Below are 25,726 nucleotides of genomic sequence, written 5' to 3'. Positions count from 1 at the left end.
TCGCCGGGCGGCCCGGCGCGCTCTCGGTCGTGGCTCTCCCGCCGTGCAGACCTCGACCCCCGCCGGCGACGCGGCGGGCGCTCGCGGGTCGCCGGCCGCGACGGAGGTGGTCTCCCGTGAGCCGTCGCGCGTTCCTCGCCCGCCGGCTCGGCTGGGCGGTGTTCGTCGTCTGGGTCGTGCTCACCGGGGCGTTCCTCGCGTTCGTCGGCGCACCGGACCACAACCTCAGCCTGCTCCAGTACGGGCTTCCGCCGGACGAGGCGCGCCGTGTCGCCGAGCAGTACCGCGAGCGGTTGCACTACGACGAGCCGCTGCTCCGCCGATACGCCCACTGGATGTGGGAACTGGGGACGCTCCAGTTCGGCCGGTCGTACGTGCAGGGGCGATCGGTGAACGCCATCCTCGCGCCGGCGCTGCGGCTCACCCTCGCGTACCTCGCTCCGGGGGTCGCCCTCGCGGTGCTTCTGGCCGTGCTCGGCGGACTGGCGGCCTCGCTGTGGCGCGGACTCGTCGGTCGCGCCGCGGACGCGTTCGGTCACCTCGGCGCCGCGTCCCCGGCGTTCCTCCTCGCGGAGGGGATCGCGCTGCTCGCGGTCGGGGAGGCGGACGTCGTCGCGCAGTGGAACCCCGAGGTGGGTCCGTTCGCCGGGTCGAATCCGACGGTCCTCGCGGTCGCCGTCGCGGTCGTCGCGACGACGCTGGGCGCGACGTTGCTGCGGTATTCGGCGGCCGAGACGGCCGCCGTGGCGGGGGAGCCGTTCGTGAAACGGCTTCGAGCCAACGGCGCCCCGCCGCGACGGATCGCCGCGCACGTGCTCCGCAACGCGGCGCCGCCGCTCGTCGCGCTGTTCTCGATCCGCGTGCTCGCGGTCCTCCTGCTGGGCGTCTATCTCGTCGAGACGGCGCTGGGGATCCCCGGGTTCGGCGAGGTGACGCTGACGGCGATCCGCGACCGCGACGTCGCCGTCATCCTCGCGGCCACGCTGATCACGACGCTGCTGGGCGTGCTCAGCACGCTCGTCGAGGACGTGGTAACCGTCGCCATCGACCCCCGTACCGGATCGGAGTGACCGGTCGCGGGGGCGGAGACCACCCTCCAAGACTCTCCCCCGTCAGTCGGCGGTACCGACCACGGCACTGCGGTCCGTTCCGGGGATCGCCGACACCCGCACGTCGGCGAGTCCGGCGTCGACCAACCAGTCGCGGACGTCCTCGGGCGGGTGGGCGCCGCCGTGGCCGGCGGCGAGTCCGCGCACCTCCGCCGCGACGGCCGCCACGTCGTCGCCGTCGGCGAACACGTCCGCGGCGACGACGGCGCCGTCGCCGTCGAGGAGGTCGGCGGCGACCGAACAGGTCGCCCGCGCCTCCGCTGAGTCCATCGCCGAGAGGGCGTCCCCGAGGAACGCCACGTCGAAGTCGGGGTCGAGCGCCGCCGGAACGTCCGCGTGGATCCGGACGCGGTCGGCGTGCACCCGGCCGAGCCGCTCGGCAGTCGCCGGCGACGCCACCAGCGTCGCGTCGAGGCCGCGGGCGACGAACTCGCGGGCGTACACGCCCGAGCCGCCGCTCAGGTCGACGACGGACCCGGCGTGGGGGGCGGCCCGCACCGCCTCGGTGACGCACGCGCGAACGGTGGCCTCGGCGGTGGCGTAGTCGGCTCCCAGCGCGTTCGCCTCCCAGTCGCCGCGCCGCTCGGGCGCCACGCCGGTCTCCAGCGTCTCGGGCAACTCGACCAGCTCGTCGAGCCGGTCGAGCTCGTGGGGGAACGCCCCGATCGACCGCACGTCGCGCTTGGCAAGCAGCCCGAGCGCCCGGTTCGTCGGCTCGTACTCGTCGCCGACGCGCTCGAGGAACCCGACCCGCGCGAGCGCACGGACGACCCGCTCGGCGGCCGGCTGGGCGACGTCCGTCGCCGCGGCCACCTCCGCCGGCGTCCCAGCCGTCGACAGCAACGCCTCGAGTATCCCCGTCCGTCGGGCCGCCCACAGCAGGAACAGCTCGTGGATCTCCGGCCCCGTTCGCTCGTCGCTCGGCATGGCTCGTCCACGAGGCTATGCCGGACCGATAAAAGGCCATCCCTCCGACGGGACCGGGACGCCCCCCTTCCGGAGTGTCACCCCGCTGACCTCCGCCGATCAGGGCGTGGTCATCCCGCCGATCACCTCGCGGAACCCGGCGCCGTCGAGCGCGAGCGAGGGGCCGGCCCACGCGGCGTACCGGGTTCCCTCCTCCTCCCACAGCGCCTCCCACGCGCCGTACGTCTCGTCGAGAGCGGCGTAGTGAACGTCGGTGCCGCGGCGGTCGATCCGCTCGCGACGCTCGCATGACTGGTCGGCCGGCTCCGGGGGGACGGCGGGCGCGAGCGGACTCCCCTCGGCCGCGGCGGTGATCCAGAGGTGGTCGCTCCCGTTCGCCCGGCTTCGGAAGAGGACCTCGACCGCGTCCGCGTCGGGGAACGCCAGCGCCGAGTCGAGGACGAACGCGTCGTCGTCCCCGGGAACCAGCGGCCGGGCGGGCGGGTCGCTCGCGAGCGCGGCCATGGAAACGGGTCGGCTCTCGTCGTACGGTCGCGGTCCGGGGTAGTCCCACAGGCCGTGGGGGACGCCGGGCGGCCGACAGCCGTACCGAACCCAGTAGTTCAGCGCGTGAAACGGCGCCTCCCGGACGCCGCGGCTCGCGGCCGCGTCGGCCGGGGCGAACCCGCGCAGGGTCGCCGCGAGCTCGTCGTCGTCGAACGCGCCGTCGGTGACGGAGACCTCCATCTGGGCGCGCTCGCGCTGGAGACACGCGCCGCGCCGGTCCTCGTAGTCCGTGCCGAGCCAGCCGACGGCGTCGCCGCAGTCGACGGGCATCGGGTCGGCAGTGCGCCACAGCGGTGCGATCCCGGCCGCCGGCGGCGCCCAGTCGTAGAGGAACTGCTTGATCCGCAGCGCCCGCCCGTCGCCGCGGACGACCGCCCGGACGCTCGCGGGGTTGCCGTCGCTCCACGGCGTCTGCCCCATGTCGGCCGCGTCGACGCCCTCGGGCCTGCCCGGCGGCTGTTCGGGACGGTACGTCACCGTCTCGATCGCGCAGTCGTCGGGGAGCGCGGTCGGCTCGTGGACGACGAAGTTCGCGCGCGCCGCCGCGTCGGCGAACGCCGTCTCCCGCGGCCTCTCGGCGGCGTCGGGATCGGTCAGGCGGGCGCTCGGATCCGCACGTCGCCACGCGCTCATCGTCGGCCCCCGCGGGCGGAGGATCGGCGGGTTCGGGAACTGTCTCGCATGTTCCGTCGGTGAGCGGGGCGGGTGAAAAGCGCTCGCTGAAGCTCGTTTCTATCGAGAAACCGAGAGGAGTCGCGGGGGCGGGGACGAGCCCTACCAGGCGGACCAGGCGGCCGTCTTCGTGTCGCGGGCGTACACGCGCTTCACGTCCTTGGCGTACACCATGTCGCCCTCGTGGTCGAACTTCTCGTGGCGGTAGGTGTCGGCGGCCTCGTCGCGCACCTGCACGCCCTCGATCTCGATCTCGTCGTCGCCGAACGAGACGGTCTCGCCGACCGTGAACTCGTAGTCGCCGGGGACGTACACCTTCAGGCTCCGGGTCTCGTCGCGGCGGCCGTCCTTCGGGTGGACAGTGATGTTGACGGCGACGTTGTCGACGACGCGCGTCCAGACGGTCGCGGCGTGGTCGAGGTCTGACTCCTCGACGCGGCGGTCGCCCGACAGCTCGATCGAGGTGACGCGCACCTGCTGGATCGCCTCCTCGGTCTCGACGATGAACTCGTCGCCGGTCGCGACCTGCTGGTCGGGTTCCCCGTCGAGCGTCGCGGTGTAGGACTCGCCGTCCTGGGAGACGACCACGTCCACGTCGACGGTCGTCGGCTCGGGCACCTCGACCTTGTGGGTGTGGCCGCAGACCGTACACTGCACCGTGGCGTGACCGCCGGGCTTCAGCACCTCGTGGGCCGTCTCCTCGCCGCAGCCCGGGCACTCCACGGGCACCTGCGAGGGAACGTCGGAATCGCTCATACCGTCGATACCGCGTCGCGCCGTAAGAAGCCTCGTTTCCGCGGCTCCGCGTGTGGGGGCCTGTCGTAGGGGAGCGGAGCGCCCCCGGCCCTCGATCGGTGAGCGTTCGGAACGTGCCAGCACGTACGGAGGTGTAGCGATCACGTCGGCGAAGCGGTACGGGACTCGCTGCACCGAGCGGAACCTCAGGAGTCGTTCAGCGCGGAGAACGCCTCCTGAACGTCGTTACGACGGACGTAGAGCACGACGAGTCCGACCACGAGGAGCCCGATTCCCCACCAGAGCGAGTCCCCGGGGATCAGCCAGAGGACGATGCTCACGACGCCCGACGTCAGGAGCGACCAGCCGACGGTGGTCTGGTATGACACACGCGTGATACGTGTCCGCGGAGGTAAGGGGTGATGTCGCTTCCTGTCCTCGTGGAACGGACCTCCCGGTCGCGCCGATGGCCCGTGCCGGGAGCCGAACCGCTATACGCCGGGCGACCGTCGGCTCCGACAGACCGATGCCGACGGCGCCGTCCGACCCCGACTCAGATCCCGACGTCCGGCTCGCGATGACGACGCGCGCGGAGACGTTCGAGCGCCTCCGCGAGCGCCTCGCACCGCACGGCATCGCCGTCGACCACGTCCGGCCGGACGAGCGCGTGCTCCGGGTCGCGGACGGGGACGAACCCGAAACCGCCGCCGACGCGGACGCCGAGACGGAGTTCGACGGCTTCGACGCCGGCTGGGTGTACCCGTCGCGGCTGATGGAGGGGGCGGTCGTCGACGCCCGCCTCGGGGTGCCGTGGGTGAACGGCAGGGACGCGGTGCTGGCTTCCCGTAACAAGGCCGGCGCGCTCGCGACGCTGGCGGACGCGGGGCTCCCCGTTCCGGAGACGCGGCTCGTCTCGAACCCCGCCGACGAGGAAGCGGTGCTCGCAGCGGCCGACGAGATCGGCTACCCGCTGGTCGTGAAACCGAACTCCGCGACCCGCGGCGTCGGCATCGCCAAGGCCGCCGACCCGGACTCGCTGCTGGGCGTGACGGACTACCTCGACCTCGTCCACGACTACCGCGCGACCGGCGACAAGTCGTACCTGCTGCAGGAGTTCCTCCCCGCGGCGACCGACTACCGCGTCATGGTGCTGGACGCCGTCTACGCCGGCGCCGTGGAGCGCCGGCTCCCCGAGTCCGCGCTGGCGGAGGGCCGGTGGAAACACAACGTCCATCGAGGCGCCGTCGCCGAGGGGGTGGACCTGGGCGAGGAGCCGCGGCGGCTCGCGGAGCGCGCTGCCGAGGCGTTGGGCATCCCGCTGCTCGGGGTCGACCTGCTGGAGTCGGACGGCCGACTCGTCGTCTCCGAGACCAACGCGCGGCCGACGATCGACTCGGCCGAGAAGTACCGCGAGGGGTTCGACGCGGACCTGGCGGCGCTGATCCGACGGACGGCACGGCAGTAGCGAGAGGGAGCCGAGCGAGCGTGCGAACTACTCCACGTCGATGTCGGCGGAGGGCTCCAGCGCGTCGAAGGTGACCTCGAGCACGCCGTTGTTGAACGACGCGGACGCGGAGTGCTCGTCGACACGGACGGGGAGTCGAACCCGCTCGTCGAAGCGGCGGCCGGCGCCCTCCGCGGAGATCGTGAGCGTGCGGCCGTCACACTGGAGGTCGATGCCGTCCTTCTCGACCCCCGGCAGGTCGGCCACGAGGCGAAGCGTCTGTCCCTCCTCGTACACCGACACGTGGGTCTCGTCGCCGAAGCCGGCGTCGCCGCCGGACTCGCCCGCCGCCGCCGCGCCGGACATCTCGTTCATCATCCGCTCGATCTCGTCGAAGATATCGCGGAACGGATCGTCGCGGTCGTCGCGCATTCTGGCCCGAGGTAGTTCGCTCCCCCGAATAAGCCTTCTCCCCCCGGCGGCGTCCGGACCTGTCACTGACACGGCGAGCGCGCCGCCGTGGCGACTCCCGCCGCCGTGTGCCGCTCGGTTCGCTCCGATGCACCCGCAAGCGATAAGTCGCCGGCCATTGGTAATTCGGATATGAGTAAATCATACCTCGCAGCCGGCGACGACGTCGACGAGCCGGTCCGCGTCGGGCTGAACGGGTTCGGTCGGATCGGCCGCAACGTCTTCCGGGCGGTGCTGGAGGACCCGCGGGTCGAGCTCGCGGGCATCAACGACGTGATGGAGGGGGAGGAGATGCGGTATCTGGCGTCCTACGACTCCGTGATGGGTCGGCTCGACGGGGTCGAGTACGACGCCGACGCCCGGGAACTGAGCGTCGGCGACACCGCCGTTCCGATCCTCGACGAGCAGGCCCCGGCGGACCTCCCGTGGGACGACCTCGACGTGGACGTGGCGCTGGAGTGTACCGGCGTCTTCCGCACCAAGGGCGACGCCGGGAAGCACGTCGAGGCGGGCGCCGACGTGGCGATCATCTCCGCGCCGCCGAAGGGCGACGAGCCCGTCAAGCAGCTCGTGTACGGCGTGAACCACGAGGAGGAGTACGAGGGCGAGTCGGTCGTCTCGAACGCCTCCTGTACGACCAACTCCGTGACGCCGGTCGCGAAGGTGCTCGACGAGGAGTTCGGCATCGCCTCGGGGACGCTGACGACGGTTCACGCGTACACGGGGAGCCAGAACCTCGTCGACGGACCGAAGGCGAAGACCCGGCGCGGCCGCGCGGCCGCGGAGAACATCGTGCCTACCTCGACGGGCGCCGCGCAGGCGGCGACGGAGATCCTCCCCCAACTGAAGGGCAAGCTCGACGGCATGGCCATGCGCGTGCCCGTTCCGAACGGCTCGCTCACCGAGCTCGTCGTCGACCTGGAGTCGTCGCCCTCGGCCGACGAGATCAACGAGGCGTTCCGCGGCGCGGCCGATTCCGGCCCGCTCGCGGGCGTGCTCGGCTACACCGACGACGAGGTCGTCAGCCGCGACATCCTCGGGCTCCCCTTCTCCTCGTACGTCGACCTGCAGTCGACGAACGTCGTCGGCGACGACGACGAGGGGATCGCGAAGGTCCTCACGTGGTACGACAACGAGTACGGCTTCTCGAACCGCATGCTCGACGTGGCCGCGTACGTCGACGCCTACTGAGCCCCCGAGGCGGGGGGCTCGCGTGCCGCCGAGGACCGCGTTGCCGACTGAGCCGGCTCGGTACACGCCCTCTCCACCACCAGCTTGACCCCGTCGTCGTACTCGGCGTCGACGGTCGCCGTCCACCCGTGGACCCGCGCCAGCGTCCGCACGTTCGGCAGCGCGATCCCGGCCTCGGCGTCGGGAACGGCGCCGCCGTACTCGAAGAAGCTCTCGGGGTCCATGTCGGGGTGTTCGTCGCCGTCGCCGGCGACCGAGAACCCCTCCTCGTGGAGCCGAACGGTGATCCGCTCGGCGCCGTTGTGAACGAAGAAGCGGAACGCGCTCTCGAGCAGCGAGGCGAGGCGGTCGGCGTCGGCCTCGACCGTGCCCTCGGCGTCGCGCACGAGCTCCGTGTCGGCCGTGTCGACCCCGGCCCACGCCTCCCCGACTGCCACGTCGAACGGCACCGACTCGGTCGCCTCGACGGTCCGGCCCTGCCGGGCCACGTCGGCGAAGTCCTCGACGAGCTCCCGCATTCGCCGGGCGGTCCCCGAGGCGGTCCGCAACGACTCCCGGGCGGACTGGACGTCTCCGGACTCCAGCTCCCTCCCCGCGATGTCGACGCGACCGGCGACGATCTGGAGGGTGTTGAGCAGCTCGTGGCGCATCGCGGCCGCGAGCGACTCGAGCTGGTCGTTCTGGCGCTCCAGCTCCCGCCTCCGCCGCTCGGTGTCGGTCACGTCGCTCACCATCGCCAGCCTCCCGACCGCGCCGCCGCCGCGGACGAACTCCGTCGTGGAGACGAGGTAGTAGCGCGCCCCGCCGTCGTCCCGCCGTTCGAGTATCCCCTCGTCGTCGCCGAGGGCCGAGGCGACGTCGGGGAGGACGGCCTCCAGCGCCCGGCCCCGTGCGCCGCGCAGTTCGGGGAAGCGCTCGCGGGCGAGCCCGTTCGCCTCCCGGATCCGGCCGTCGCCGTCGAGGTAGATCAGCGCGTCGTCGACGCCGTCGGACAGCTGTATCGAGAGGAACCGGTCCTCGAAGACGAACAGCGTCCCGACCGCGAACACCGCGACGCCCACGGGTTCGAGGCTCAGATCCGGGATCGTCGTGCTCGTCATCTCGACGATGTCGAACGTCACCGGGAGGGCGGTCGCGGCCAGGAGCGCGGCGAGCGGGCGGGTGTCGAAGTCCGCCTCGAGGAACAGGTCGAACAGCATGAAGAAGCCGACCGCGACCAGCGAGTACGACAACCCCGTGACGACCCAGTGGGCCAGCCCCGGCTGGATCGCGAGGTGGGGGAACGGCGTCGTCATGGGTTCGGCGGTGAAGTACAGGCCGTGGAACGGGTTGGTCAGTTTCACGGCGACGATGGCGACGTACACGGCCACGGCGAGCCGGCGGTACGTCCGGTTCCGGTGGAACGACCGGCCGGTGTACGCCGAGCAGAAGTAGAGCCACCCGCCGATGGTGGTGAGTCCGACGATCAGTCCGGTCAGGTACAGCGCGTACTGGGGCGTCCCGGTCGGCGCGACGAGGTACCCCAACTGTGCGGCCGCCCAACTGCCGCTCGTGACGAGCAGCGCCACCAGCCCCACCCGGGTCTCCCGGTCGTCGACCCGTCTCGCGCGTCGGAGCGCGACGGCGCAGCCGACAACCGCGAAGACGTAGGCAAGTACGTACCAGTAGAACGATCCGCTGCTCACGAGTTCGACCATTCGTTCGGGTACGGTCCTCCGGTCGACTTAGACGATCGCCTCGGATTATCAGGATGGATTGACAGCGGACGGGGATCGCCGGCGGACGGGACTCGCTGGGGACGGGGCTCACCGGCGACCCGAATACCAAACCATTACTCGTCCCCGACCGACCTCGCGGGTATGACGCTCCGGAAGCCGCCCCTCCGCGAGGCCCACGCCGAGCGCGACGCGAAGTTCACCGAGTTCGGCGGGTGGGACATGCCCGTGGAGTTCGACTCGATCCGCGCCGAGCACGCGGCGGTGCGCGAGTCGGCCGGCGTCTTCGACGTCTCCCACATGGGGGAGATCGAGGTCGCCGGCCCCGACGCGACGACCCTCCTGAACCGCCTCACGACCAACGACGTGACCGGCCTCTCGCCGGGCGACGCCCAGTACGCCGCGATCACCCGCGAGGACGGCGTGATGCTCGACGACACCGTCGTCTACCGGCTCCCCGACGAGGAGCGACCCGGCCACGGCGCGAACGGGGACGCCGCGGTCGGCGGCGACGGGGTCGGCGAGACCGGCGGCGCCGACCGCGGCGACCACGAGACGGTCCCCGCGTACCTGTTCATCCCGAACGCGGGCCACGACGCAGAGATGCACGAGCGCTGGGTCGACCACCGCGACGAGTGGGGCCTCGACTGCGAGGTCCGAAACGTCACCGAGGACTGGGCCATGTTCGCGGTTCAGGGCCCCGACGCGCCCGATCTCGTCGCCGACGCGGTCGACGACGGCGGCCCGGACGTGCGCGACCTCTCGCGGTTCTCGGCGACGTTCGCGCCGCTCGCAGGCGCGGACTGCTGGGTCGCCCGGACGGGCTACACCGGCGAGGACGGCTTCGAGGTGCTGTGTCCGTGGTCGGACGCCGAGGCGGTGTGGGAGCTGTTCGCCGCCGACGCCACGCCGTGCGGCCTCGGCGCGCGCGACACGCTGCGCATCGAGGAGGGGTTCCTCCTGTCGGGCCAGGACTTCGACCCCGAGGACGAGCCCCGGACGCCCTACGAGGCCGACATCGGCTTCGCGGTCGATCTCGACGCCGAGTTCGTCGGGCGCGACGCCCTCGCCGCGCAGGCGGAGGCGGGCGTCGAGGAGACGTTCGTCGGGATCGAACTGCTCGACCGCGGTGTCCCGCGCCACGGCTACGACGTGACCAACGAGGACGGACACGTCGTCGGGACGGTCACCTCGGGGACGATGAGCCCGAGCCTCGACAAGCCGATCGCGCTCGGCTACCTCCCGGTCGACCTCACAGACCCCGGGACCGAGGTCAGGGTGGTCGTCCGCGGGCGCGAGAAGCGCGCGAAGGTCGTCTCGGTCCCCTTCGAGTAGCGCGCCGGTTCGGATACACCCAAGTACCCCCGTCCCCGCAACTCCGATAGACGATGAGCTTCGACGTTCCCGACGACCTTCGCTACCGCGAGTCACACGAGTGGATCGATCCGGAGACGGGCCGCGTCGGCATCTCCGACTTCGCACAGGACGAACTGGGCGACGTGGTCTTCGTCGAACTCCCGAGCGAGGGCGACGCCGTGGACGCGGGCGCCGAGTTCGGCGTCGTCGAGTCGATCAAGGCCGTCTCGGACCTGTATTCACCGATCACCGGCGACGTGGTCGCGGTGAACGAGGCCCTGTTCGACGCGCCCGAGCTCGTCAACGAGGACCCGTTCGGCGACGGCTGGATGCTCGAACTCGACGTCGACGAGGGCGACCTCGACGACCTGCTCTCGGCCGACGAGTACCGCGACCAGATCGCCTGAGGGTCGACCGCCGGAACCGACGGTCGGATCGCCGGAACCGACGACCGGTCGTCGGGGTGGGTCGTCGCTCGCTCGGATCGACGCCCGGTCGCTACAATCGCCGCTTTCGCCTCCGGATACTTCTTGTCGATCTGTCGTGTACGCCGACCATGGAACTCGATCGCCGGTCGTTCCTCGCGACGACGGCGACGCTCGCGGCGACGGCCGCCGGCGGCTGCACCGGCTGTGCGGCCTCCCCGACCGCCTCCCTCCGAATGACCGCCGAGAGCGACGCCGGGCTCGCGCGGGAGGCGCTGACGACGTTCGATCCTGACACCGAGCCGGACCGACCGGAGCGGGAGCGAGCCGCCATCGCCGAGCGCGTCGTCGCGAACGGCTCGGCGGCCGTCGAGGATACCGATCCTCCGCTCCCGACCGACCGGCCGGTCGTCGTGAACGACGGCGTGTACCGGTTCGACGCCGAGGCGGTCGACTCCCGAGAGCTGCGCTCGTTCTCCGTGACGATCGATCCGATCCGGGTCGACGACGGCGAGGAGACGCCCGGGCCGAGCGACTGGATCCGGTACGGGGACCTCCCGGCGGTGGACCGAGAGGTGCTCGCCGAGCGGGGCTACGACGACGAGCGACCGATCGGGATCGGAACCAGCCTCTCGTACCGGCCCGAGGCCGTCGAGGACTCGGTACTCGTCCCCGATCCCGAATACTCGGTCGTCGTCTGGCCGGACGGGGCCGCCCGCTTCGAGGCCGACGACGCGTCGACGTACAGCGTGTACACCTACGAGTTGACGGCCGAGCGCATCGACTCGGCGCCCGGGTTCGGGGCCGACCTCCGCGAGCGGTTCGGCTTCTCGCTGGCGGTGCTCCCCCGGGAGGAGCGCGAGATCCTCGACGCCGCGGTCGCCCCCGAGACGCCGGCGCCCGACGCCGACGACCGCTCGGGGTACCACGTCGCGAGCGACGAGGAGCCGAGCGAGGCGCTTCGCTCGCTCGTGGACCGGTTCCGCGAGCGCGACCCCGTGGTTCTCGGGTGGGAGCACGAGTCTGAGCCGTGGCGCGCCAGCGGCGAGTACGTCGTCCGCTACGACGGGGCGGTGTACTGGGCGTCGCTACGGGTGGAGGAGTCGTCGTTCACCGAGACGCCGACGACGGAGGGCTAGGGAGTCGTGCCCGTCAGGCCCACCGAGCGAGCAGGAACCGCTCCGCCGCCTCGCGGCCGTGCTCGTCCACCCAGTCCTCGGCGACGGGCCTCGCGCAGTCGCGCGCCTCCATCACGCCCGTGACGAGGTCCGCGTACGGCCGCGGCGACACCGACGTCTCCTCGTCCACGTCGAGCGGGTCGGCCTTCGGCGGGTCGATCGGGTCGGTCACGCCGTCGCTCGGCGCCGCGAACGGATACGCTTCACGCCAGCGCCGACAGCCGGCCGCACCGCCCGGGAACGAACGACTCTTGGTGGGCGCGCCGTAGGCATATCTATGGACAGACGTGGACACGTGGCGGCGATCAACCCGCACGGACGTGTCGGGGAGGTCCCCCGATGAGCGGACGGTCCGCGGGAACGGGCGGGTCGCCGTTCGCGCCCCACACCGCCGACGAGACGGCAGCGATGCTGGACGCGCTCGGCGTCGACGACGAGGCCGAGCTGTTCGACATCCCCGAGGCGGTCGCCTTCGACGGGGAGTTCGGCATCCCCCAGCGCGACGAGCGAACCGTCAGGGCGGACCTCCGGGACACCTTCGCCCGCAACGACGACCTCACCGAGTTCCTCGGCCGGGGACACTACTCCCACTACGTTCCGGCGGTCGTCGACGACCTCTCGTCGCGCTCGGAGTTCCTCACCAGCTACACGCAGTACCAGCCGGAGATCACCCAGGGGTTCCTCCAGGCGCTGTTCGAGTACCAGTCGATCCTCGTCGAGCTGACGGGGCTGTCGATCGCCAACTGCTCGATGTACGACGCCGCGGCCGCGCTCGCGGAGGCGGCGCTCCTCTCCGACCGCGTCCGCTCGACCTCCGGGTCGACCGTCCTCGTCCCCGAGGACCTGCGCGACGGGAAGCGCGGAACGCTCGACAACTACGTCGACGGCTCTGACCTGACCGTCGAGACGTACCCCTACGCCGACAACACCGCGGACCTCGACGCGCTCGCGGACGCGGTCGACGAGGACACCACGTTCGTGTACGCGGAGACGCCGACCGTGACGGGCGCCATCGAGCCCGATCTGGCGGCGATCGGCGACCTCGCGGACGAGCACGACGCGCTGTTCTGCGTCGGCTCGGACCCGGTCGCGCTCTCCCTGCTGGAGGAGCCGGCGTCCGTCGGCGCCGACGTGGTCGTCGGCGAGGCCGGCGCGCTCGGGCTCCCCGCGAGCTACGGGATGGGGCTCGGGCTGTTCGCCTGCTCGGAGGAGTTCCTCCGGCAGGTGCCCGGCCGCCTCGTCGGGAAGAGCGAGGACGCCGACGACCGCCGGGCGTTCACGCTGACGCTGCAGACGCGCGAGCAGCACATCCGGAAGGAACGGGCCACGTCGAACATCTGCACGAACCAGGCGTGGGTGGCGCTTCGGGCGGCGATGCACGCGGCGTACCTCGGCCCGGATGGGCTCGTCGGCCTCGCCGAGGACTGCGTCCGCGACGCGGCGTCGGTGGCGGCCTCCCTCGACGCGCTGGACGGGGTCGAGGCGCCCCTGGACGACCGCCACCACTTCCGCGAGTTCACCGTCGGCGTCGACGACGCCCCCGGCGTCGCCGCCGGACTGGAGGAGCGCGGCTTCGCGGTTCACGTCCTCGACGACGAGACGCTGCAGGTGTGCGTGACCGACCTGAACGTCGATGCGGCAGACGATCTGGTCGCCGCAGTCGCGGAGGTGACGGCATGAACTACGTCGGACTGCGTCCGACGAGCTCACCCTCGCCACGGAGGTGGCTCGCGTGAACTACGATCAGGCCCGCTACGGCGACGACGAGCGCAACGAGCCGCTGCTGTCGGAGAAGGACTCGACGGCGCTCGACCCCGGTGAGGGCTCGGCGCTGCCGGACGACCTGACGCGCGACTCGCTGGAGCTGCCCGGCCTCTCGGAGCCGGAACTGGCGCGCCACTACACCCGGCTGTCGCAGATGAACTGGAGCGTCGAGGCGGGGCCGTACCCGCTGGGGTCGTGCACGATGAAGTACAACCCCTCGTTCGCGGACGCCGTCGCCGCCGATCCGAACGCGGCGGTCCACCCCGACCGTGACCCCGAGACCGTGCAGGGGAACCTCGAACTCCTCCACGGCCTGCAGGAGTACCTCGCGACCATCGGCGGGATGGACGCGGTGACGCTGCAGCCGCCCGCCGGCGCCGCCGGCGAGTTCACGGGTATCGCCGTCGCCAAGGCGTACCACGAGCACCACGGCAACGACAAGTCCGAGGTGATCATCCCGGCGTCGGCCCACGGCACCAACTTCGCCACCGCGGCGATGGCCGGCTACGACGTGGTCGAACTCCCCTCCGGCGAGGACGGCCGCGTCGACGTGGAGGCGCTCGAGGCGGCCGTCTCCGAGGACACCGCCGCGCTGATGCTCACCAACCCCAACACGGTTGGGCTGTTCGAGCGCGACATCACGGAGATCGCGGACATGGTCCACGACGCTGGCGGCCTGCTGTACTACGACGGCGCGAACCTCAACGCCCTGCTCGGCCGCGCCCGGCCGGGCGACATGGGCTTCGACATCATGCACTACAACGTCCACAAGACGTTCGCCACGCCCCACGGCGGCGGCGGTCCCGGCGCGGGGCCGGTGGGCGTCGTCGACGAACTGGCGCCGTTCCTGCCCCGTCCGCGGGTCCGCGAGGCGCGGAGCGCCTCGAACGGGGACGGGGAGCGGAGCGACCCGTCGGAGCGCGACGCCGACGACACCGCCACCGCCGCCGACGGCGGCGCGCTGACGGGTCACGACCACGATCACGGTCACACGGACGACGCGGCGCAGGACGACGAGTACGAGCTGTTCGATCCCGAACACAGCATCGGCAAGGTGCACGGCTTCTCGGGCAACTGGCTCGTGTTGATCCGGGCGTACGCGTACATCCGGCGGCTGGGCGACGAGGGGCTGCTCGACGCCTCCGCGAAGGCGACGCTGAACGCGAACTACCTCGCGAGCCTGCTCGACATGGAGGTGCCGTACGGGCCGTTCCACCACGAGTTCGCCGCCACCGCCGGGGACCGCGACGCCGCCGACGTGGCGAAGGGGATGCTCGATTACGGCGTCCACCCGCCGACGACGAAGTGGCCCGAGATGGTGCCCGAGGCGATGCTGACCGAGCCGACGGAGGTCGAGAACAAGCGCTCGCTGGAGGACCTGGCGAACGCGTTCAACGAGGCGGTCGCCGACACCGACGAGGAACTGCACGCGGCGCCGACGAAGACGACCGCCCGGCGGGTCGACCAGACCTCCGCGGCGCGGAACCCGCGGCTGTCGTGGCACGCGCTGGGCGAGGCGCAACGCGCCTCGGAGAACGCGAGCGGGGAGTGACACGACCCGCGAGCGAGGGCGACGGGGAGTAGCCCCCGACCCACCCGAACGGTCGGCGTCACGTCCGCGGTCCCGGACGCGAACGGACACGGTCGCGGTCGTCTCCGACTTCACCTGCCGTTTCCGGCCTACTCCTCTCCGGTGCCGTGAGGCTCCGGCGGCGCCATCGCCGTCGCCGGCGGCGCCATCGCCGTCGCCGGCGGCGCCCTCCGTGAAACCGTCGGCGGTTACGATCGTTCCGTGGCGGAAGAAACTATATACGTGTCCTGTTCATCGTGCGGGTCGTGTGTCGTGAGATGAGACGCGAGCCGGCGTGGGTCGCGGCGATCCGGCTGGCGATGCTCCGGGGACGGGTCACCGTCGAGGCCGTCGTCGAGGAGGCGAACCTCCTGGCCGGTCGCGAGCGGACAGTCCGCGACGTCCTCGGGACGATGGCCGAGCGCGACCTCCTCGACGCGGCCGGCGACGGGGCGTACGTCCCCGGGCCCGTCCTCATCGAGTCCGACCGCTACGACCTCGACTTCTCCAAGGCCTCCGACAACGGCACCCACCGCTGGGAGTCGGGCGGGCCGACCCGGTCCGACGCCCGCTCGGGCTCCCCCTCATAGCGAAAGCTACGTATGCGCTACGTGTCTACTCCGGACCGATGGGTACGCTGACGGACACGAAAGTCTCCGAGAAGAACCTCACGACCGTCCCGAAGTCGGTCAGGAACTTCCTCGACGTCGGCGCGGGCGACCGAGTCGAGTGGCACGTCCGTGACGGCGAGATCGTCGTCGAGAAGCTCGACCCCGACGGATCCGACGGGGAGTGACACCGTCGAGGGCCGCGCCGCCTCACAGGTCGGTCGGCTCGTCGACGTCCCGGCGGACCCCGGGGTCGTCGACGGCGACGAGCGCCGAGTCGTCGCTCCCGAGGAGGACCGCCCGGCCGCCGACGTCGCCGTCAACGTCGGTCAGGGGATCGAAGAACCGTCGGTCGAACAGCACCGGGTTCCCCCGCCGACCCTCGTGGGCGGGCGCCAGCGCGCCGCCGACGCCGGCGGCGTAGGCGTCGACCAGCGTCCGCACCGTCGCGGGGTCGACGAACGGCATGTCGCCGAGCGCGACGACCGCGGCGTCGACCGGCGGCTCCGCCGCCGCGACGGCGTCGATCCCGGTCCGGACTGACGACGCCTGTCCGCTCTCGAACTCGTCGTTGCGGACCGTCCGCACGTCGAGCCCGTCGAGGGCGTCGACGACGCGGTCGGCCTCGTGACCGACGACCGCCACGACCGGCGCGAGGCCCGCCTCCAGCAGCGTGCGGGCGGCCGCCCGGACCAGCGGCTCGCCGCCGTCGCCCCCCGCCGGCGCCACGAGCTTGTTCCGCTCGCCGAAACGCGAGCTCGTTCCGGCGGCGAGGACGACGCCGGCGACGCGCGGGGCGTCGTCCCCGTCCCCGTCCCCGTCCCCGTCCCCGTCCCCGTCCTCGGCGTCGAACGGGGGCGACACGACCGGGAGGTCACCGCCGCTCATCGTTCGACCGCCGGGTACGGGACGACGTCGACGGCGTCGCCAGCGGCGAGTCCCGACTCCGTGAGGACGAACCCGTCCGCGCGTGTCGCCCGCGTGGACGATGAGAGCACGCTGGGGTCGAACGTCTCCTCGTACACCTGCAGGGCGGAGTCGGCGTGTCCAAGCGGCGTCGCGGTCTCGTCCTCGAGGACGACCGGCACGGCGTAGGTGAACCCGGCCGGACCGATCCCCACGTCGGTCGAGAGGGTCGCCTCGACGGTCGAGAGCTCGGACTCGCCGGTGAACAGCGGTCGGGCCACGAGCGTCGTCACCGCGTGGGCGCCGACCGGCTTGCCGGGGACGGCGACGGCGACCGCGTCGTGCTCCGGGAGGTCCGCGACCGCGATGGGCTTGCCCGGCCGGAGGGCGACGCGGTGGAACAGCACCTCGCCGAGCGCGTCGAGCGCGCGGACGACGTAGTCCTTGTCGCCGACGCTCGTTCCGCCCGTGGTGACGACCACGTCGTGCTCGGCCGCGAGCGCGGCGATCCGCGACTCGACGCGCTCGTAGTCGTCGGGGACGGAGCCCTCGTGGGTCGGCTCGTGGCCCCACGCCGAGACGAGGTTCGCGAGCATGGGCGAGTCGAGGTCGCGGCTGCGGCCCTCGTGGATCTCCGTTCCCGTGGCGAGCAGTCCGACCGAGAGCCGCTCGCGGACGGTCACCTCGTCGACGCCCAGGTCGCCGAGCAGGAGGGCGTCCCGGGGCGCGAGTCGCTCGCCGGCCTCGAACAGCCGCTCGCCCTCGGCGACGTTGCTCCCGCGCTCGTAGACGTAGGTACCGGGGTCGAGTTCGGGCCCGGTGAGCCGTCCGTCCTCGACGGCCGCCTCCTCCCGCTTGAGCACCGCGTCCGCGGAGTCGGGCACCGGCGCCCCGGTGGCGATCCGCACCGCCTCGCCGGCGGCGAGTTCGGGCGGGTCGTCCTCCGGGAACACGTCGGCCTCGATCACCGCCAACGGGTAGTCGTCGCCGGCGGCGAACGCGTAGCCGTCCATCGTCGAGTGGCTCCGGTCCGGCACCGCCCGGGGCGCGTCCAGCCCCTCCGCGAGCGTCCGGCCCGCGATGCGGTCGATGTCGACGGTCCCGGTCCCGACCCGATCGAGCAGGCGACCGCGGAGGTCGCCGACGCGGTCGGCGCCCTCCCGCCACCCGATCAGCCCGTCGTGATCGTGGTCTGACCCGTGGTCGTGGTCGGGTTCGTGGTTCTGGTCCGACCCGTCGTCGCTGTCGGACGTGTCGTCACGGCCGGGTCCGTGGTCGCGGCCGGGCTCGCCGTCTCGGTCGCCGTCGGTTCCCCCGGTCGCGCGGTCATCGTTCGTCATCGTTCCTCCGGGTGTCCTGCGTCATCGTTCCCGAACGCCTCTGGCGCGCTCGCGGGTAAACGTCCGGCGACGGTTCCGAGGTCATGAACTTTTATTTGGGTGCTACCGCATACCATAGGCCGAGGTAATAGTATGCACATAGTGGGGTGCTATAAAAGATGACGGGCACGGGACAGCGAACGACACCGACGGCGGAGGTGGACGGCTGATGGAGTTCGACGGCGAGTTCGAGCTCGACGGCGTCCCGCCGGAGAAGGCGTGGGTCGTCCTCTCGGACCCGATCGCGGTCCGGGACTCGCTGAAGGGGTGCGCGTACATCACCCCGATGGACGACTCCTTCGAGTGGGACTCCTACGAGCCCGAGGAGGACATCGAGACGCTGCCGGAGGCGGACCCCGACGAGGTCGCCGCCCGGGCGTTCCGGGGGGGACAGAAGTACGCCGCGCTGATGCAGGTGGGCGTCGGCAGCGTGAAGCCGAAGTTCGAGACGACGGTCACCATCGAGGACCGCGACGAGGAGGAGTTCGTCATGACCGCGACCGGTTCCGGCTCCGCGAGCGGCAGCAGCTTCAGCATGGAGTCGGGGATGCACATCCACCCGCAGGAGGAGGGCGACGGCTCCCGCATCGAGTGGTGGACCGAGGCCGACATCTCCGGGCGGATCGCACAGCTCGGCGGTCGGGTGATCAACCCGGTCGCCAACAAGATCGTGAACAACTTCTTCAGCGACATCGAGGCGCAGATGACCGACGTGGAGGAGACCGACTCCGGCGTCACCGACAAGATCCGGGGGATGTTCTGATGAAGTCCGCACCGTTCGAACACCACGAGCCCGAGAGCGTCTCCGAGGCCGTCAGCCTGCTGGAGAGCCTCGACGACCCGACGATCCTCGCGGGCGGGCAGAGCCTCGTGCCGATGCTGCGGTTCCGCCTGGCGAACCCCGACGTGGTCGTCGACATCAACGGCATCGACTCGCTGGAGTACCTCCGCGAGGAGGACGGCTACCTGAAGCTCGGGGCGCTCGCGCGCCACGCCGACGTGGAGGACTCCGACCTGATCGACGAGCGCTACGGTAGCTTCGCCGACACGGCGCCGCTCGTGGCGGACCCCCAGATCCGAAATCGCGGCACCGTCGTCGGCTCCGTCGCGCAGGCGGACCCCAAGGGCGACTGGGGGAGCGTCCTCATCGCCCACGACGGCGAGGTCGTCGTGGAGGGCCCCGACGGCGAGCGGGCGATCCCCGCGGACGAGTTCTTCCTGCTCCCGTACGACACGACGCTGGGCGAGGAGGAGCTCATCACGGAGGCGCGCGTCCCCACCCCGGCCGACCGGGAGGGAAGCGCCTACCACAAGCTGAAGCGCAAGACCGGCGACTACGCGATGGCCGGCGTCGCGGCGCGGCTGCGGTTCGACGACGACGGGCGGATCGAGTCGGCCGGCATCGGCATGACCGCCGTCGACATCACGAACGCCCGCGCGAGCGAGGCCGAGGAGGCGCTCGAGGGCGAGCGCCCGAGCCCGGAGCTGTTCGAGGAGGCGGGCGAGCTGGCGGCCGAGGCGTCGAACCCCGAGTCCGACGAACACGGCGACGCCTCCTACAAGGAGCGCATGGTCGACGTGCTGGCACAGCGGGCGCTCGGCGACGCCGCCGAGCGGGCCGGCGCGGTCAAACGGAGGGTTACACAGTGAGCGACGAACGCGAGATCACGCTGACGGTCAACGGTACCGAGCACACGATCGAGGTCGAGCCGCGGCGCCTGCTCGTCCACGCGATCCGGGAGGACCTGGGCATGACGGGCACCCACATCGGCTGTGACACGGGCAACTGCGGCGCCTGCACCGTCCTCGTGGACGGCGAGCCGATCAAGTCCTGCCTGATGTTCGCGGCGCAGGCCGACGGCAGCGAGATCCTCACCGTCGAGGGGATGGAGGACCTCCCGGACGCTGGGCCGGAGCTGCACCCCCTGCAGGAGGGGTTCAAGGAGGAGCACGGCCTCCAGTGCGGCTACTGCACGCCGGGCATGCTGATGGCCGGGAAGGCCCTGCTCGAGGAGAACCCCGACCCCGACGAGGAGGAGATCCGCGAGGCGATCAGCGGGAACCTCTGTCGGTGTACCGGCTACCAGAACATCGTGAAGGCGATCGAGTACGCCGCCGACGAGCTCGACGACGCCGAGCGCGTCGCCGCCGACGGCGGGGCGCTCGCGGCCGACACAGCCGGTGACGGCGGCCCGGACCCGGCGGACGGCCCGCTGTACGAGGCCGACGCCGGCGACGCGGACACCTTCTGCGGCCGCGAGGACTGCTGTGGCGGTCCGTCGACGGACGAGACCCATCCCGGCGAGGACCCGCCCGCACAGTTCGACACCGAGCACATGGGAGGTGACGACGAATGAGCAGCGAACCCGACAACCCGGACGTTCCGGACGCGGAGACGGAGTACCAGCACCCGGAGGACGACGGTCCCGACCCGGAGAAGCACTGCGGCCACGGCCGCGGCGGCATGGGCGAGGAGGTGAGTCGCAAGGAGGACAAGCGGTTCATCACCGGCCGCGGCGACTACGTCGACGACATCAAGAAGCCGGGGATGCTCCACTGCGAGATCGTCCGGAGTCCCCACGCGCACGCCCGAATCGAGGAGATCGACGGCTCCCGCGCGATGGCGATGGACGACGTCGTCGCGGTGCTCACCGCCGACGACCTGCTGGAGCACGACCTGGCGACGATGCCCACCCTGATGGACGACACCCAGGACGTGCTCGTCAACGACAAGGTGAAGTTCCAGTCCCAGGAGGTCGCCGCCGTCATCGCGAAGGACCGCTACGCCGCCAAGGACGGCGCCGAGAAGGTCGAGGTCGAGTACGACGTGCTCGACCCGGTCGTCGACGCCGAGGAGGCGCTGAAGGAGGACGCTCCCCTCGTCCGCGACGAACTGGAGGACCAGGAGGACAACCACATCTTCGACTGGGACACCGGCAACGAGGAGGAGACCCAGCGCGCGTTCGACGCCGCCGACGTCACCGTCGAGGAGGACATGGAGTACCAGCGGCTCCACCCCGCGCCCATCGAGACGTGCGGCGCGGTCGCCGACTGGGACCCCGGCAAGGACAAGATGACCGTCCACATGACCTCCCAGGCGCCCCACGCCCACCGCACCCTGTTCTCGCAGGTGTCGGGCATCCCCGAGCACAAGGTCCGGATCGTGAGCCCGGACGTGGGCGGCGGCTTCGGCAACAAGGTGCCCATCTATCCGGGGTACGTCGTCGCCGCGGCGGCGTCGTACGTGCTCGAACAGCCGGTGAAGTGGGTCGAGGAGCGCTCGGAGAACATCCAGACGACCGGGTTCGCCCGCGACTACGAGATGACCGGCGAGATCGCCGCCACCGAGGACGGCGAGATCGAGGCGGTCCGCGTCGACGTGCTCGCCAACCACGGCGCGTACAACGCGGCCGCCCAGCCGTCGAAGTTCCCCGCGGGCTTCTTCAACATCTTCACCGGCTCCTACGACATCGACGCCGCCTACGGCTCGCTGACGGCGGCGTTCACGAACACTGCGCCCGGCGGGGTCGCCTACCGCTGCTCGTTCCGGGTGACGGAGGCGGTGTACCTCATCGAGCGAATGGTGAAGGTGCTCGCCGACGAGCTCGACATGGACCCGACGGAGGTCCGCAGGAAGAACTTCATCCCCTCCGACGCCTTCCCGTACGAGTCGGCGACGGGGTGGAACTACGACTCCGGCGACTACGAGAAGGCGCTGGACAAGGCGCTGGAGATGGCCGACTACGAGGAGTACCGCGAGGAGCAGCGTCGTCGCATCGAGAACGACGCCGACAAGCTCCTCGGCATCGGCGTCTCCTCCTTCACGGAGGTCGTCGGCGCCGGCCCCGGCAAGCAGTGTGACATCGCGGGCATCGAGATGTTCGACTCCGCGGACCTGCGGGTCAACCCCACGGGCAACGCCGTCCTCCGGGTCGGCGTCCAGACGCAGGGGCAGGGCCACGAGACCACCTTCGCCCAGATCGTCGCGGAGGAGCTCGGAATGGACGTCGACGACATCGTCGTCGAGCACGGCGACACCGACACCGAGCCGTACGGGCTCGGCACGTACGGCTCGCGGTCGACGCCCGTCGCGGGCGCGGCCGCGGCCGTCGCCGCCCGGAAGGTGCGCGACAAGGCGAAGTCGATCGCGGCCAACGAGCTGGAGGCCGCCGAGGAGGACATCGAGTGGGACCGCGAGTCCGGCGAGTTCCACGTCGCCGGCGCGCCCGACCGCTCGATCACCATCACCGAAATCGCCGCGGGCGCCTTCATGAACCACCCCGACCAGGAGGAGCCCGGACTGGAGGCGACGAACTACTACGACCCGCCGGAGATGACGTACCCGTTCGGCTCGTACGTCGTGGTCGTCGAGGTCGACCGCGAGACCGGCGAGGTCGAGTTCGAGAAGTTCGTCGCCGTCGACGACTGCGGCAACCGCATCAACCCCATGATCATCGAGGGGCAGATCCACGGCGGCCTCGCCCAGGGGATCGGCACCGCGATGCTCGAGGAGGTCACCTACGACGACAACGGCAACGTCACCGGCGGCGACTTCATGAACTACCTCCTCCCGACGGCCAACGAGATCCCGAACTTCGAGACGGGCCACACGGTGACGCCGTCGCCGCACCACCCGATCGGCGCGAAGGGGGTCGGCGAGTCGCCGACCGTCGGCTCGCCGCCGGCGATCGTGAACGCCGTCACGGACGCGATGAGCCACGCCGGCGTCTCCCACGTCGAGATGCCGATGACGCCCGACCGGGTCTGGAAGACGCTCTCCGAGCACGGCCTGGATATCGGCCCGGCCGACAACGTCGCCTTCGAGTTCGACGACGACGGCGCGGGCGAACCGGCCGACGACTGATCGCCTCCCCGAACGAACCCGGTCGACCCCGTCGACCGGGTCCTCCCGACGCGCCCCACCACACTACTCATGACACACGACACCGACGAGGAACCGACCGCGACCCAGCACAGCCCCGGCGACGCCGACGGCGACGTCGCCGCCCTCGAGCGCGACCTCGCCGCCGCCGGGGAACCGTACGCCCGGGTGACGGTCGTCCGCCGGGAGCCGCCGGTGTCCGCGAACGTCGGCGACCGCGCGGTCGTCACCCGCGACGGCGAGCTCCGCGGCTGGATCGGCGGCGCCGCCTGCGCGCAGACGATCGCCGCGACGCAGGCCGCCGAGGTCATCGAGGCGGGCGAGCCCCGGCTGATCGGGATCGCGCCAGACCCCGACGACGTGGACCGCCCGGGACTGGAGGCGTTCCCGATGACGTGCCACAGCGAGGGCGTCCTGGAGCTGTTCGTCGAGCCGGTGCGCCCCCGGCAGGAGCTGGTGATCGTCGGCGGCTCGCCGGCGGCGCGGTCGCTCGCCCGGCTGGCCGCGGAGCTCGCCGTCGACGTGGTCCTGGTGGACCCCGACGGCGACGAGTCGGGCCTGCCCGACGGGACGCGCGTACTGACCGACACCGAGCCGTCGGCTGTCGCCGACGCGGTCGGTCCCGAGCCGCTGGTGGTCGTCGCGACGATGGGATCGTTCGACGCCCGCGGCGTCGCCGCCGGCGTGCTCGCGGACGCCCCCTACGTCGGCTTGGTTGCAAGCGACACCCGCGCGGGAGAGGTCGTCGAGACCGCCGCGGGGCTGGTCGACGCCGATCCCGAGGCGGTCGCGGATCGAGTGACGAACCCCGCCGGGGTCGACGTCGCGGCGTACACACCCGCCGAGATCGCCGCCAGCCTGCTCGCGGAGGTCGTCGACGAGCGGCCGGGCCGCGGGGGCGGCGGCCAGCCGGTCGCCGGCGCGGCCGCGGGCGACGACTCGGGGTCCGTGGAGTCCGACGCCGACACGGACGCCGACGACGGGGCCGATACGGACACCGATGACGAGGCCGACACGGACGCCGATACCGACACCTCGGGCGAGGCCGAGGAGGCCGTCGACCCAGTCTGCGGGATGACCGTCGACCCGGCGTCGGCGGCCGACACGGTCGAGTACGACGGCGAGACGTACCACTTCTGTTGCCGCGGCTGTGCCGACTCCTTCGCGGCCGACCCCGACGAGTACCTCGACGCCGACACGGAGGGCGCCGCCACCTCATGACGCGGGGAGACGACGACCCGTTCGGCCGGGTGTCGGAGGCCGACCTCGCCGAGCGGTTCGAGGCGGCGGACTACGTCGCCGACGACCGCACGGTGACGACGGTCGACCTCGCGCTGCGGCTGGAGCGGCCGCTCCTCGTCGAGGGGCCGCCGGGCAGCGGGAAGACCGAGCTCGGGAAGGTGCTCGCCGAGGCGTTCGACACCGAGCTCATCCGCCTGCAGTGTTACGAGGGGCTCACCGCCGAGAACGCCCTCTACGAGTGGAACTACACGAAGCAGCTGCTCGCCGTGCAGGCTGACGAGGGGAGCGTCGCCGGGGGGACCGCCGACTCCGCCGCAGCATCCGCCGTCGACGAGTCGCCGCCGGGCGCGGCCGACCGACACGGCTCCGTGTTCGACGAGGAGTACCTCCTCGAGCGACCGCTGCTGCGGGCGCTGCGCACGGAGGGCGGGACGCCGCCGGTGTTGCTCATCGACGAGATCGACCGCGCCGACGAGGAGTTCGAGGCGTTCCTGCTGGAGCTGCTGTCGGACTTCCAGGTGTCGATCCCCGAGCTGGGCACCGTCACGGCCGAGCGGCCGCCGGTCGTGATCCTCACCTCGAACCGGACGCGAGGGCTGAGCGACGCGCTGAAGCGTCGCTGTCTGTACCTCAACGTCGAGCCGCCGTCGTTCGAGACGGAGTACGAGATCGTCCGGCGGAAGGTGCCCGAGCTGGACGCCGCGGTCGCCGCGGAGGTGTGCGCGGTCGTCGCGCGCCTGCGCGAGGAGGCGTTCCTGAAGCGGCCGGGGGTCGCCGAGACGCTCGACTGGGCCCGCGCGGTCGCACACCTCCGCCACGACGACGGCGACAAGCCGCTGTCGGGCGAGGAGATCGAGCGGACGATCGGCTGCCTGCTCAAGGAGGTCGAGGACGTCGAGCGGGTCGACGCCGACCTGCTGGAGACGCTTCGGGCGGCGGCCGCCGAGGCCGGACCGCTCGGCCCGACCGCGGAGTGAGCCACGCATGATCCCCCCGTCCCCGCCGACGGACCCCGAGCCCGACCCGCCCTCGAACGGCCTCGACGAGCCGACGGGCCGCGGCGGCGGTCCGAGCGCGGACGACGGGGTCCCCGACTTCCGAGCGGCGCGGCGACACGTCCTGATCGAGCTCGTCCGGCTGGCGGCCGTGCTCCGGGACGACGGCGTCGAGGTCCCCCCGAGCGCGACGCTGTCGGCGGGCCGGGCGCTCTCGGTCGTCGGGCTGTCCGACCGCGAGGCCGTCGAGGCGGCGCTGCGGGCGTCGCTGCTCTCGTCGGCGGAGGACGCCGACGCGTTCGATTCCGCGTTCCCGTCGTTCTGGCACCGGCTTCGGTCGGGGATCTCGGCGGTCGCGACCGACCACGACGGGCCCGAGGCGGGGGGCGAGGACGGTCCGGACGACGACGGAGCCGGGCCGGACGCCGACGACGGGGCCGCGGCCTCCGACGCCGATACGCTGGAGGGGGCCGAGCCGCCGGATATGGAGGGCGGCGACGCCGACGGCGACGTGGAGGTCCGCATCCCCACCGGGCGCCGCCACGCGACCGGCGAGCGGGCGGCCGACCCCGGCGACGGGGACCGCCGGCGCGCGAGCGCCGTCGAGAGCG

The 25,726-nt window shown here is 71.9% G+C and carries 25 protein-coding genes and 1 pseudogene; 17 read left to right on the top strand and 9 right to left on the bottom strand.

Annotated elements, in window-relative coordinates:
- The first annotated feature begins 116 nt into the window (after nt 1–116).
- Nucleotides 117–1,070, top strand: coding sequence for an ABC transporter permease subunit (locus tag GRX01_RS13955; protein ID WP_159668730.1), 954 nt, complete (start codon nt 117–119; stop codon nt 1,068–1,070).
- Nucleotides 1,071–1,112: 42 nt separating this feature from the next.
- Here GRX01_RS13955 and GRX01_RS13950 read toward each other — a convergent pair whose 3' ends face one another.
- The 4 genes from GRX01_RS13950 to GRX01_RS13935 all read right to left on the bottom strand — a co-directional run bounded on the left by GRX01_RS13950 (nt 1,113) and on the right by GRX01_RS13935 (nt 4,378).
- Nucleotides 1,113–2,036, bottom strand: a complete 924-nt coding sequence (locus GRX01_RS13950) for a helix-turn-helix domain-containing protein (RefSeq protein ID WP_159668727.1) — start codon at nt 2,034–2,036, stop codon at nt 1,113–1,115.
- A gap of 99 nt (nt 2,037–2,135) precedes the next feature.
- The gene (locus GRX01_RS13945) at nt 2,136–3,215 is read right to left on the bottom strand and encodes a hypothetical protein (protein ID WP_159668724.1); all 1,080 of its coding nucleotides are present in this window, start codon (nt 3,213–3,215) and stop codon (nt 2,136–2,138) included.
- A gap of 141 nt (nt 3,216–3,356) precedes the next feature.
- Nucleotides 3,357–4,010, bottom strand: a complete 654-nt coding sequence (locus tag GRX01_RS13940; RefSeq protein ID WP_159668721.1) for an HVO_0476 family zinc finger protein — start codon at nt 4,008–4,010, stop codon at nt 3,357–3,359.
- A gap of 185 nt (nt 4,011–4,195) precedes the next feature.
- The gene (locus tag GRX01_RS13935; RefSeq protein ID WP_159668718.1) at nt 4,196–4,378 is read right to left on the bottom strand and encodes a hypothetical protein; all 183 of its coding nucleotides are present in this window, start codon (nt 4,376–4,378) and stop codon (nt 4,196–4,198) included.
- Nucleotides 4,379–4,515: 137 nt separating this feature from the next.
- On the opposite strand from GRX01_RS13935, the gene GRX01_RS13930 reads away from it, so the two are divergent.
- A complete protein-coding gene (locus GRX01_RS13930) occupies nt 4,516–5,454 on the top strand; it encodes an ATP-grasp domain-containing protein (RefSeq protein ID WP_159668715.1) in 939 nt (312 codons plus the stop codon).
- Nucleotides 5,455–5,481: 27 nt separating this feature from the next.
- Here the strand turns inward: GRX01_RS13930 and GRX01_RS13925 are convergent, their stop codons facing one another.
- Nucleotides 5,482–5,865: an Hsp20/alpha crystallin family protein gene (locus tag GRX01_RS13925; RefSeq protein ID WP_159668711.1), complete on the bottom strand. Its 384-nt coding sequence runs from the start codon at nt 5,863–5,865 to the stop codon at nt 5,482–5,484.
- 171 nt (nt 5,866–6,036) lie between these two features.
- Here GRX01_RS13925 and gap point away from each other — a divergent pair, with 171 nt between their 5' ends.
- Nucleotides 6,037–7,095 carry a type I glyceraldehyde-3-phosphate dehydrogenase gene (gap, locus tag GRX01_RS13920; protein ID WP_159668707.1) on the top strand — a complete coding sequence of 353 codons (1,059 nt, stop codon included), beginning with the start codon at nt 6,037–6,039 and terminating at the stop codon, nt 7,093–7,095.
- On the opposite strand, the gene GRX01_RS13915 is transcribed toward gap, so the two are convergent.
- Nucleotides 7,089–8,792, bottom strand: a complete 1,704-nt coding sequence (locus GRX01_RS13915) for a sensor histidine kinase (protein ID WP_159668704.1) — start codon at nt 8,790–8,792, stop codon at nt 7,089–7,091. The genes gap and GRX01_RS13915 overlap by 7 nt on opposite strands.
- A 162-nt stretch (nt 8,793–8,954) precedes the next feature.
- Between GRX01_RS13915 and GRX01_RS13910 the strand changes: the two genes are divergently transcribed.
- From GRX01_RS13910 to GRX01_RS13900, 3 genes are all read left to right on the top strand, one after another.
- The gene (locus tag GRX01_RS13910; protein ID WP_159668701.1) at nt 8,955–10,145 is read left to right on the top strand and encodes a glycine cleavage system aminomethyltransferase GcvT; all 1,191 of its coding nucleotides are present in this window, start codon (nt 8,955–8,957) and stop codon (nt 10,143–10,145) included.
- 53 nt (nt 10,146–10,198) lie between these two features.
- Nucleotides 10,199–10,573, top strand: coding sequence for a glycine cleavage system protein GcvH (gene gcvH / locus GRX01_RS13905; RefSeq protein ID WP_159668698.1), 375 nt, complete (start codon nt 10,199–10,201; stop codon nt 10,571–10,573).
- Between the two features lie 149 nt (nt 10,574–10,722).
- On the top strand, nt 10,723–11,730 hold the full coding sequence (locus GRX01_RS13900; RefSeq protein ID WP_159668695.1) for a hypothetical protein: 1,008 nt from the start codon (nt 10,723–10,725) through the stop codon (nt 11,728–11,730).
- A 13-nt stretch (nt 11,731–11,743) separates the two neighbouring features.
- Here the strand turns inward: GRX01_RS13900 and GRX01_RS13895 are convergent, their stop codons facing one another.
- Entirely contained in the window at nt 11,744–11,941 is a 198-nt protein-coding gene (locus GRX01_RS13895; protein WP_201289607.1) for a hypothetical protein, read from the bottom strand.
- A 167-nt stretch (nt 11,942–12,108) separates the two neighbouring features.
- Between GRX01_RS13895 and gcvPA the strand changes: the two genes are divergently transcribed.
- The 4 genes from gcvPA (at nt 12,109) to GRX01_RS13875 (ending at nt 15,899) form a co-directional block, all read left to right on the top strand.
- Nucleotides 12,109–13,449 carry an aminomethyl-transferring glycine dehydrogenase subunit GcvPA gene (gene gcvPA, locus GRX01_RS13890; protein ID WP_159668692.1) on the top strand — a complete coding sequence of 447 codons (1,341 nt, stop codon included), beginning with the start codon at nt 12,109–12,111 and terminating at the stop codon, nt 13,447–13,449.
- A gap of 52 nt (nt 13,450–13,501) precedes the next feature.
- Entirely contained in the window at nt 13,502–15,085 is a 1,584-nt protein-coding gene (gene gcvPB / locus GRX01_RS13885; protein ID WP_159668689.1) for an aminomethyl-transferring glycine dehydrogenase subunit GcvPB, read from the top strand.
- Nucleotides 15,086–15,381: 296 nt separating this feature from the next.
- Nucleotides 15,382–15,693: a hypothetical protein gene (locus tag GRX01_RS13880; RefSeq protein WP_201289606.1), complete on the top strand. Its 312-nt coding sequence runs from the start codon at nt 15,382–15,384 to the stop codon at nt 15,691–15,693.
- 38 nt (nt 15,694–15,731) lie between these two features.
- Entirely contained in the window at nt 15,732–15,899 is a 168-nt protein-coding gene (locus GRX01_RS13875; protein WP_159668686.1) for an AbrB/MazE/SpoVT family DNA-binding domain-containing protein, read from the top strand.
- Between the two features lie 22 nt (nt 15,900–15,921).
- On the opposite strand, the gene GRX01_RS13870 is transcribed toward GRX01_RS13875, so the two are convergent.
- Both GRX01_RS13870 and GRX01_RS13865 read right to left on the bottom strand, forming a co-directional pair.
- A complete protein-coding gene (locus GRX01_RS13870) occupies nt 15,922–16,599 on the bottom strand; it encodes a nucleotidyltransferase family protein (RefSeq protein WP_159668683.1) in 678 nt (225 codons plus the stop codon).
- Nucleotides 16,596–17,957 (bottom strand): molybdopterin molybdotransferase MoeA, encoded by a 1,362-nt coding sequence (locus tag GRX01_RS13865; RefSeq protein WP_201289605.1) that lies wholly within the window; start codon nt 17,955–17,957, stop codon nt 16,596–16,598. The genes GRX01_RS13870 and GRX01_RS13865 overlap by 4 nt, the downstream gene beginning before the upstream one ends.
- A gap of 208 nt (nt 17,958–18,165) precedes the next feature.
- On the opposite strand from GRX01_RS13865, the gene GRX01_RS13860 reads away from it, so the two are divergent.
- From GRX01_RS13860 to GRX01_RS13830, 7 genes and pseudogenes are all read left to right on the top strand, one after another.
- Nucleotides 18,166–18,759, top strand: coding sequence for a CoxG family protein (locus tag GRX01_RS13860; RefSeq protein WP_201289604.1), 594 nt, complete (start codon nt 18,166–18,168; stop codon nt 18,757–18,759).
- The gene (locus GRX01_RS13855) at nt 18,759–19,646 is read left to right on the top strand and encodes an FAD binding domain-containing protein (RefSeq protein WP_159668680.1); all 888 of its coding nucleotides are present in this window, start codon (nt 18,759–18,761) and stop codon (nt 19,644–19,646) included. Before GRX01_RS13860 ends, GRX01_RS13855 begins: the two co-directional genes overlap by 1 nt.
- Nucleotides 19,643–20,353 carry a (2Fe-2S)-binding protein gene (locus tag GRX01_RS13850; protein WP_321168120.1) on the top strand — a complete coding sequence of 237 codons (711 nt, stop codon included), beginning with the start codon at nt 19,643–19,645 and terminating at the stop codon, nt 20,351–20,353. Before GRX01_RS13855 ends, GRX01_RS13850 begins: the two co-directional genes overlap by 4 nt.
- Nucleotides 20,350–22,860 (top strand): aerobic carbon-monoxide dehydrogenase large subunit, encoded by a 2,511-nt coding sequence (locus GRX01_RS13845; RefSeq protein WP_159668677.1) that lies wholly within the window; start codon nt 20,350–20,352, stop codon nt 22,858–22,860. Before GRX01_RS13850 ends, GRX01_RS13845 begins: the two co-directional genes overlap by 4 nt.
- Nucleotides 22,861–22,929: 69 nt before the next feature.
- A complete protein-coding gene (locus GRX01_RS13840; protein ID WP_159668674.1) occupies nt 22,930–24,099 on the top strand; it encodes an XdhC family protein in 1,170 nt (389 codons plus the stop codon).
- The gene (locus GRX01_RS13835) at nt 24,096–25,097 is read left to right on the top strand and encodes an AAA family ATPase (RefSeq protein WP_159668671.1); all 1,002 of its coding nucleotides are present in this window, start codon (nt 24,096–24,098) and stop codon (nt 25,095–25,097) included. The genes GRX01_RS13840 and GRX01_RS13835 overlap by 4 nt, the downstream gene beginning before the upstream one ends.
- A gap of 7 nt (nt 25,098–25,104) precedes the next feature.
- Nucleotides 25,105–25,726 (top strand): annotated as a pseudogene (locus tag GRX01_RS13830) (VWA containing CoxE-like protein); the annotation flags it as partial.

The organism is Halobaculum saliterrae, from assembly GCF_009831625.1.
Lineage (GTDB): Archaea > Halobacteriota > Halobacteria > Halobacteriales > Haloferacaceae > Halobaculum > Halobaculum saliterrae.
Note: the sequence above shows the minus strand (reverse complement) of the source record. Positions and strands in the feature narration are given on the sequence as shown.

Excerpts from the sequence above, each read along its gene's own strand:
- GRX01_RS13950 (WP_159668727.1), bottom strand. The coding sequence starts at position 2,036 with ATGCCGAGCGACGAGCGAACGGGGCCGGAGATCCACGAGCTGTTCCTG.
- GRX01_RS13945 (WP_159668724.1), bottom strand. The coding sequence starts at position 3,215 with ATGAGCGCGTGGCGACGTGCGGATCCGAGCGCCCGCCTGACCGATCCC.
- GRX01_RS13940 (WP_159668721.1), bottom strand. The coding sequence starts at position 4,010 with ATGAGCGATTCCGACGTTCCCTCGCAGGTGCCCGTGGAGTGCCCGGGC.
- GRX01_RS13930 (WP_159668715.1), top strand. The coding sequence starts at position 4,516 with ATGCCGACGGCGCCGTCCGACCCCGACTCAGATCCCGACGTCCGGCTC.
- GRX01_RS13925 (WP_159668711.1), bottom strand. The coding sequence starts at position 5,865 with ATGCGCGACGACCGCGACGATCCGTTCCGCGATATCTTCGACGAGATC.
- gap (WP_159668707.1), top strand. The coding sequence starts at position 6,037 with ATGAGTAAATCATACCTCGCAGCCGGCGACGACGTCGACGAGCCGGTC.
- GRX01_RS13915 (WP_159668704.1), bottom strand. The coding sequence starts at position 8,792 with ATGGTCGAACTCGTGAGCAGCGGATCGTTCTACTGGTACGTACTTGCC.
- GRX01_RS13910 (WP_159668701.1), top strand. The coding sequence starts at position 8,955 with ATGACGCTCCGGAAGCCGCCCCTCCGCGAGGCCCACGCCGAGCGCGAC.
- gcvH (WP_159668698.1), top strand. The coding sequence starts at position 10,199 with ATGAGCTTCGACGTTCCCGACGACCTTCGCTACCGCGAGTCACACGAG.
- GRX01_RS13900 (WP_159668695.1), top strand. The coding sequence starts at position 10,723 with ATGGAACTCGATCGCCGGTCGTTCCTCGCGACGACGGCGACGCTCGCG.
- gcvPA (WP_159668692.1), top strand. The coding sequence starts at position 12,109 with ATGAGCGGACGGTCCGCGGGAACGGGCGGGTCGCCGTTCGCGCCCCAC.
- GRX01_RS13880 (WP_201289606.1), top strand. The coding sequence starts at position 15,382 with ATGAGACGCGAGCCGGCGTGGGTCGCGGCGATCCGGCTGGCGATGCTC.
- GRX01_RS13875 (WP_159668686.1), top strand. The coding sequence starts at position 15,732 with ATGGGTACGCTGACGGACACGAAAGTCTCCGAGAAGAACCTCACGACC.
- GRX01_RS13870 (WP_159668683.1), bottom strand. The coding sequence starts at position 16,599 with ATGAGCGGCGGTGACCTCCCGGTCGTGTCGCCCCCGTTCGACGCCGAG.
- GRX01_RS13865 (WP_201289605.1), bottom strand. The coding sequence starts at position 17,957 with ATGACGAACGATGACCGCGCGACCGGGGGAACCGACGGCGACCGAGAC.
- GRX01_RS13860 (WP_201289604.1), top strand. The coding sequence starts at position 18,166 with ATGGAGTTCGACGGCGAGTTCGAGCTCGACGGCGTCCCGCCGGAGAAG.
- GRX01_RS13855 (WP_159668680.1), top strand. The coding sequence starts at position 18,759 with ATGAAGTCCGCACCGTTCGAACACCACGAGCCCGAGAGCGTCTCCGAG.
- GRX01_RS13845 (WP_159668677.1), top strand. The coding sequence starts at position 20,350 with ATGAGCAGCGAACCCGACAACCCGGACGTTCCGGACGCGGAGACGGAG.
- GRX01_RS13840 (WP_159668674.1), top strand. The coding sequence starts at position 22,930 with ATGACACACGACACCGACGAGGAACCGACCGCGACCCAGCACAGCCCC.
- GRX01_RS13835 (WP_159668671.1), top strand. The coding sequence starts at position 24,096 with ATGACGCGGGGAGACGACGACCCGTTCGGCCGGGTGTCGGAGGCCGAC.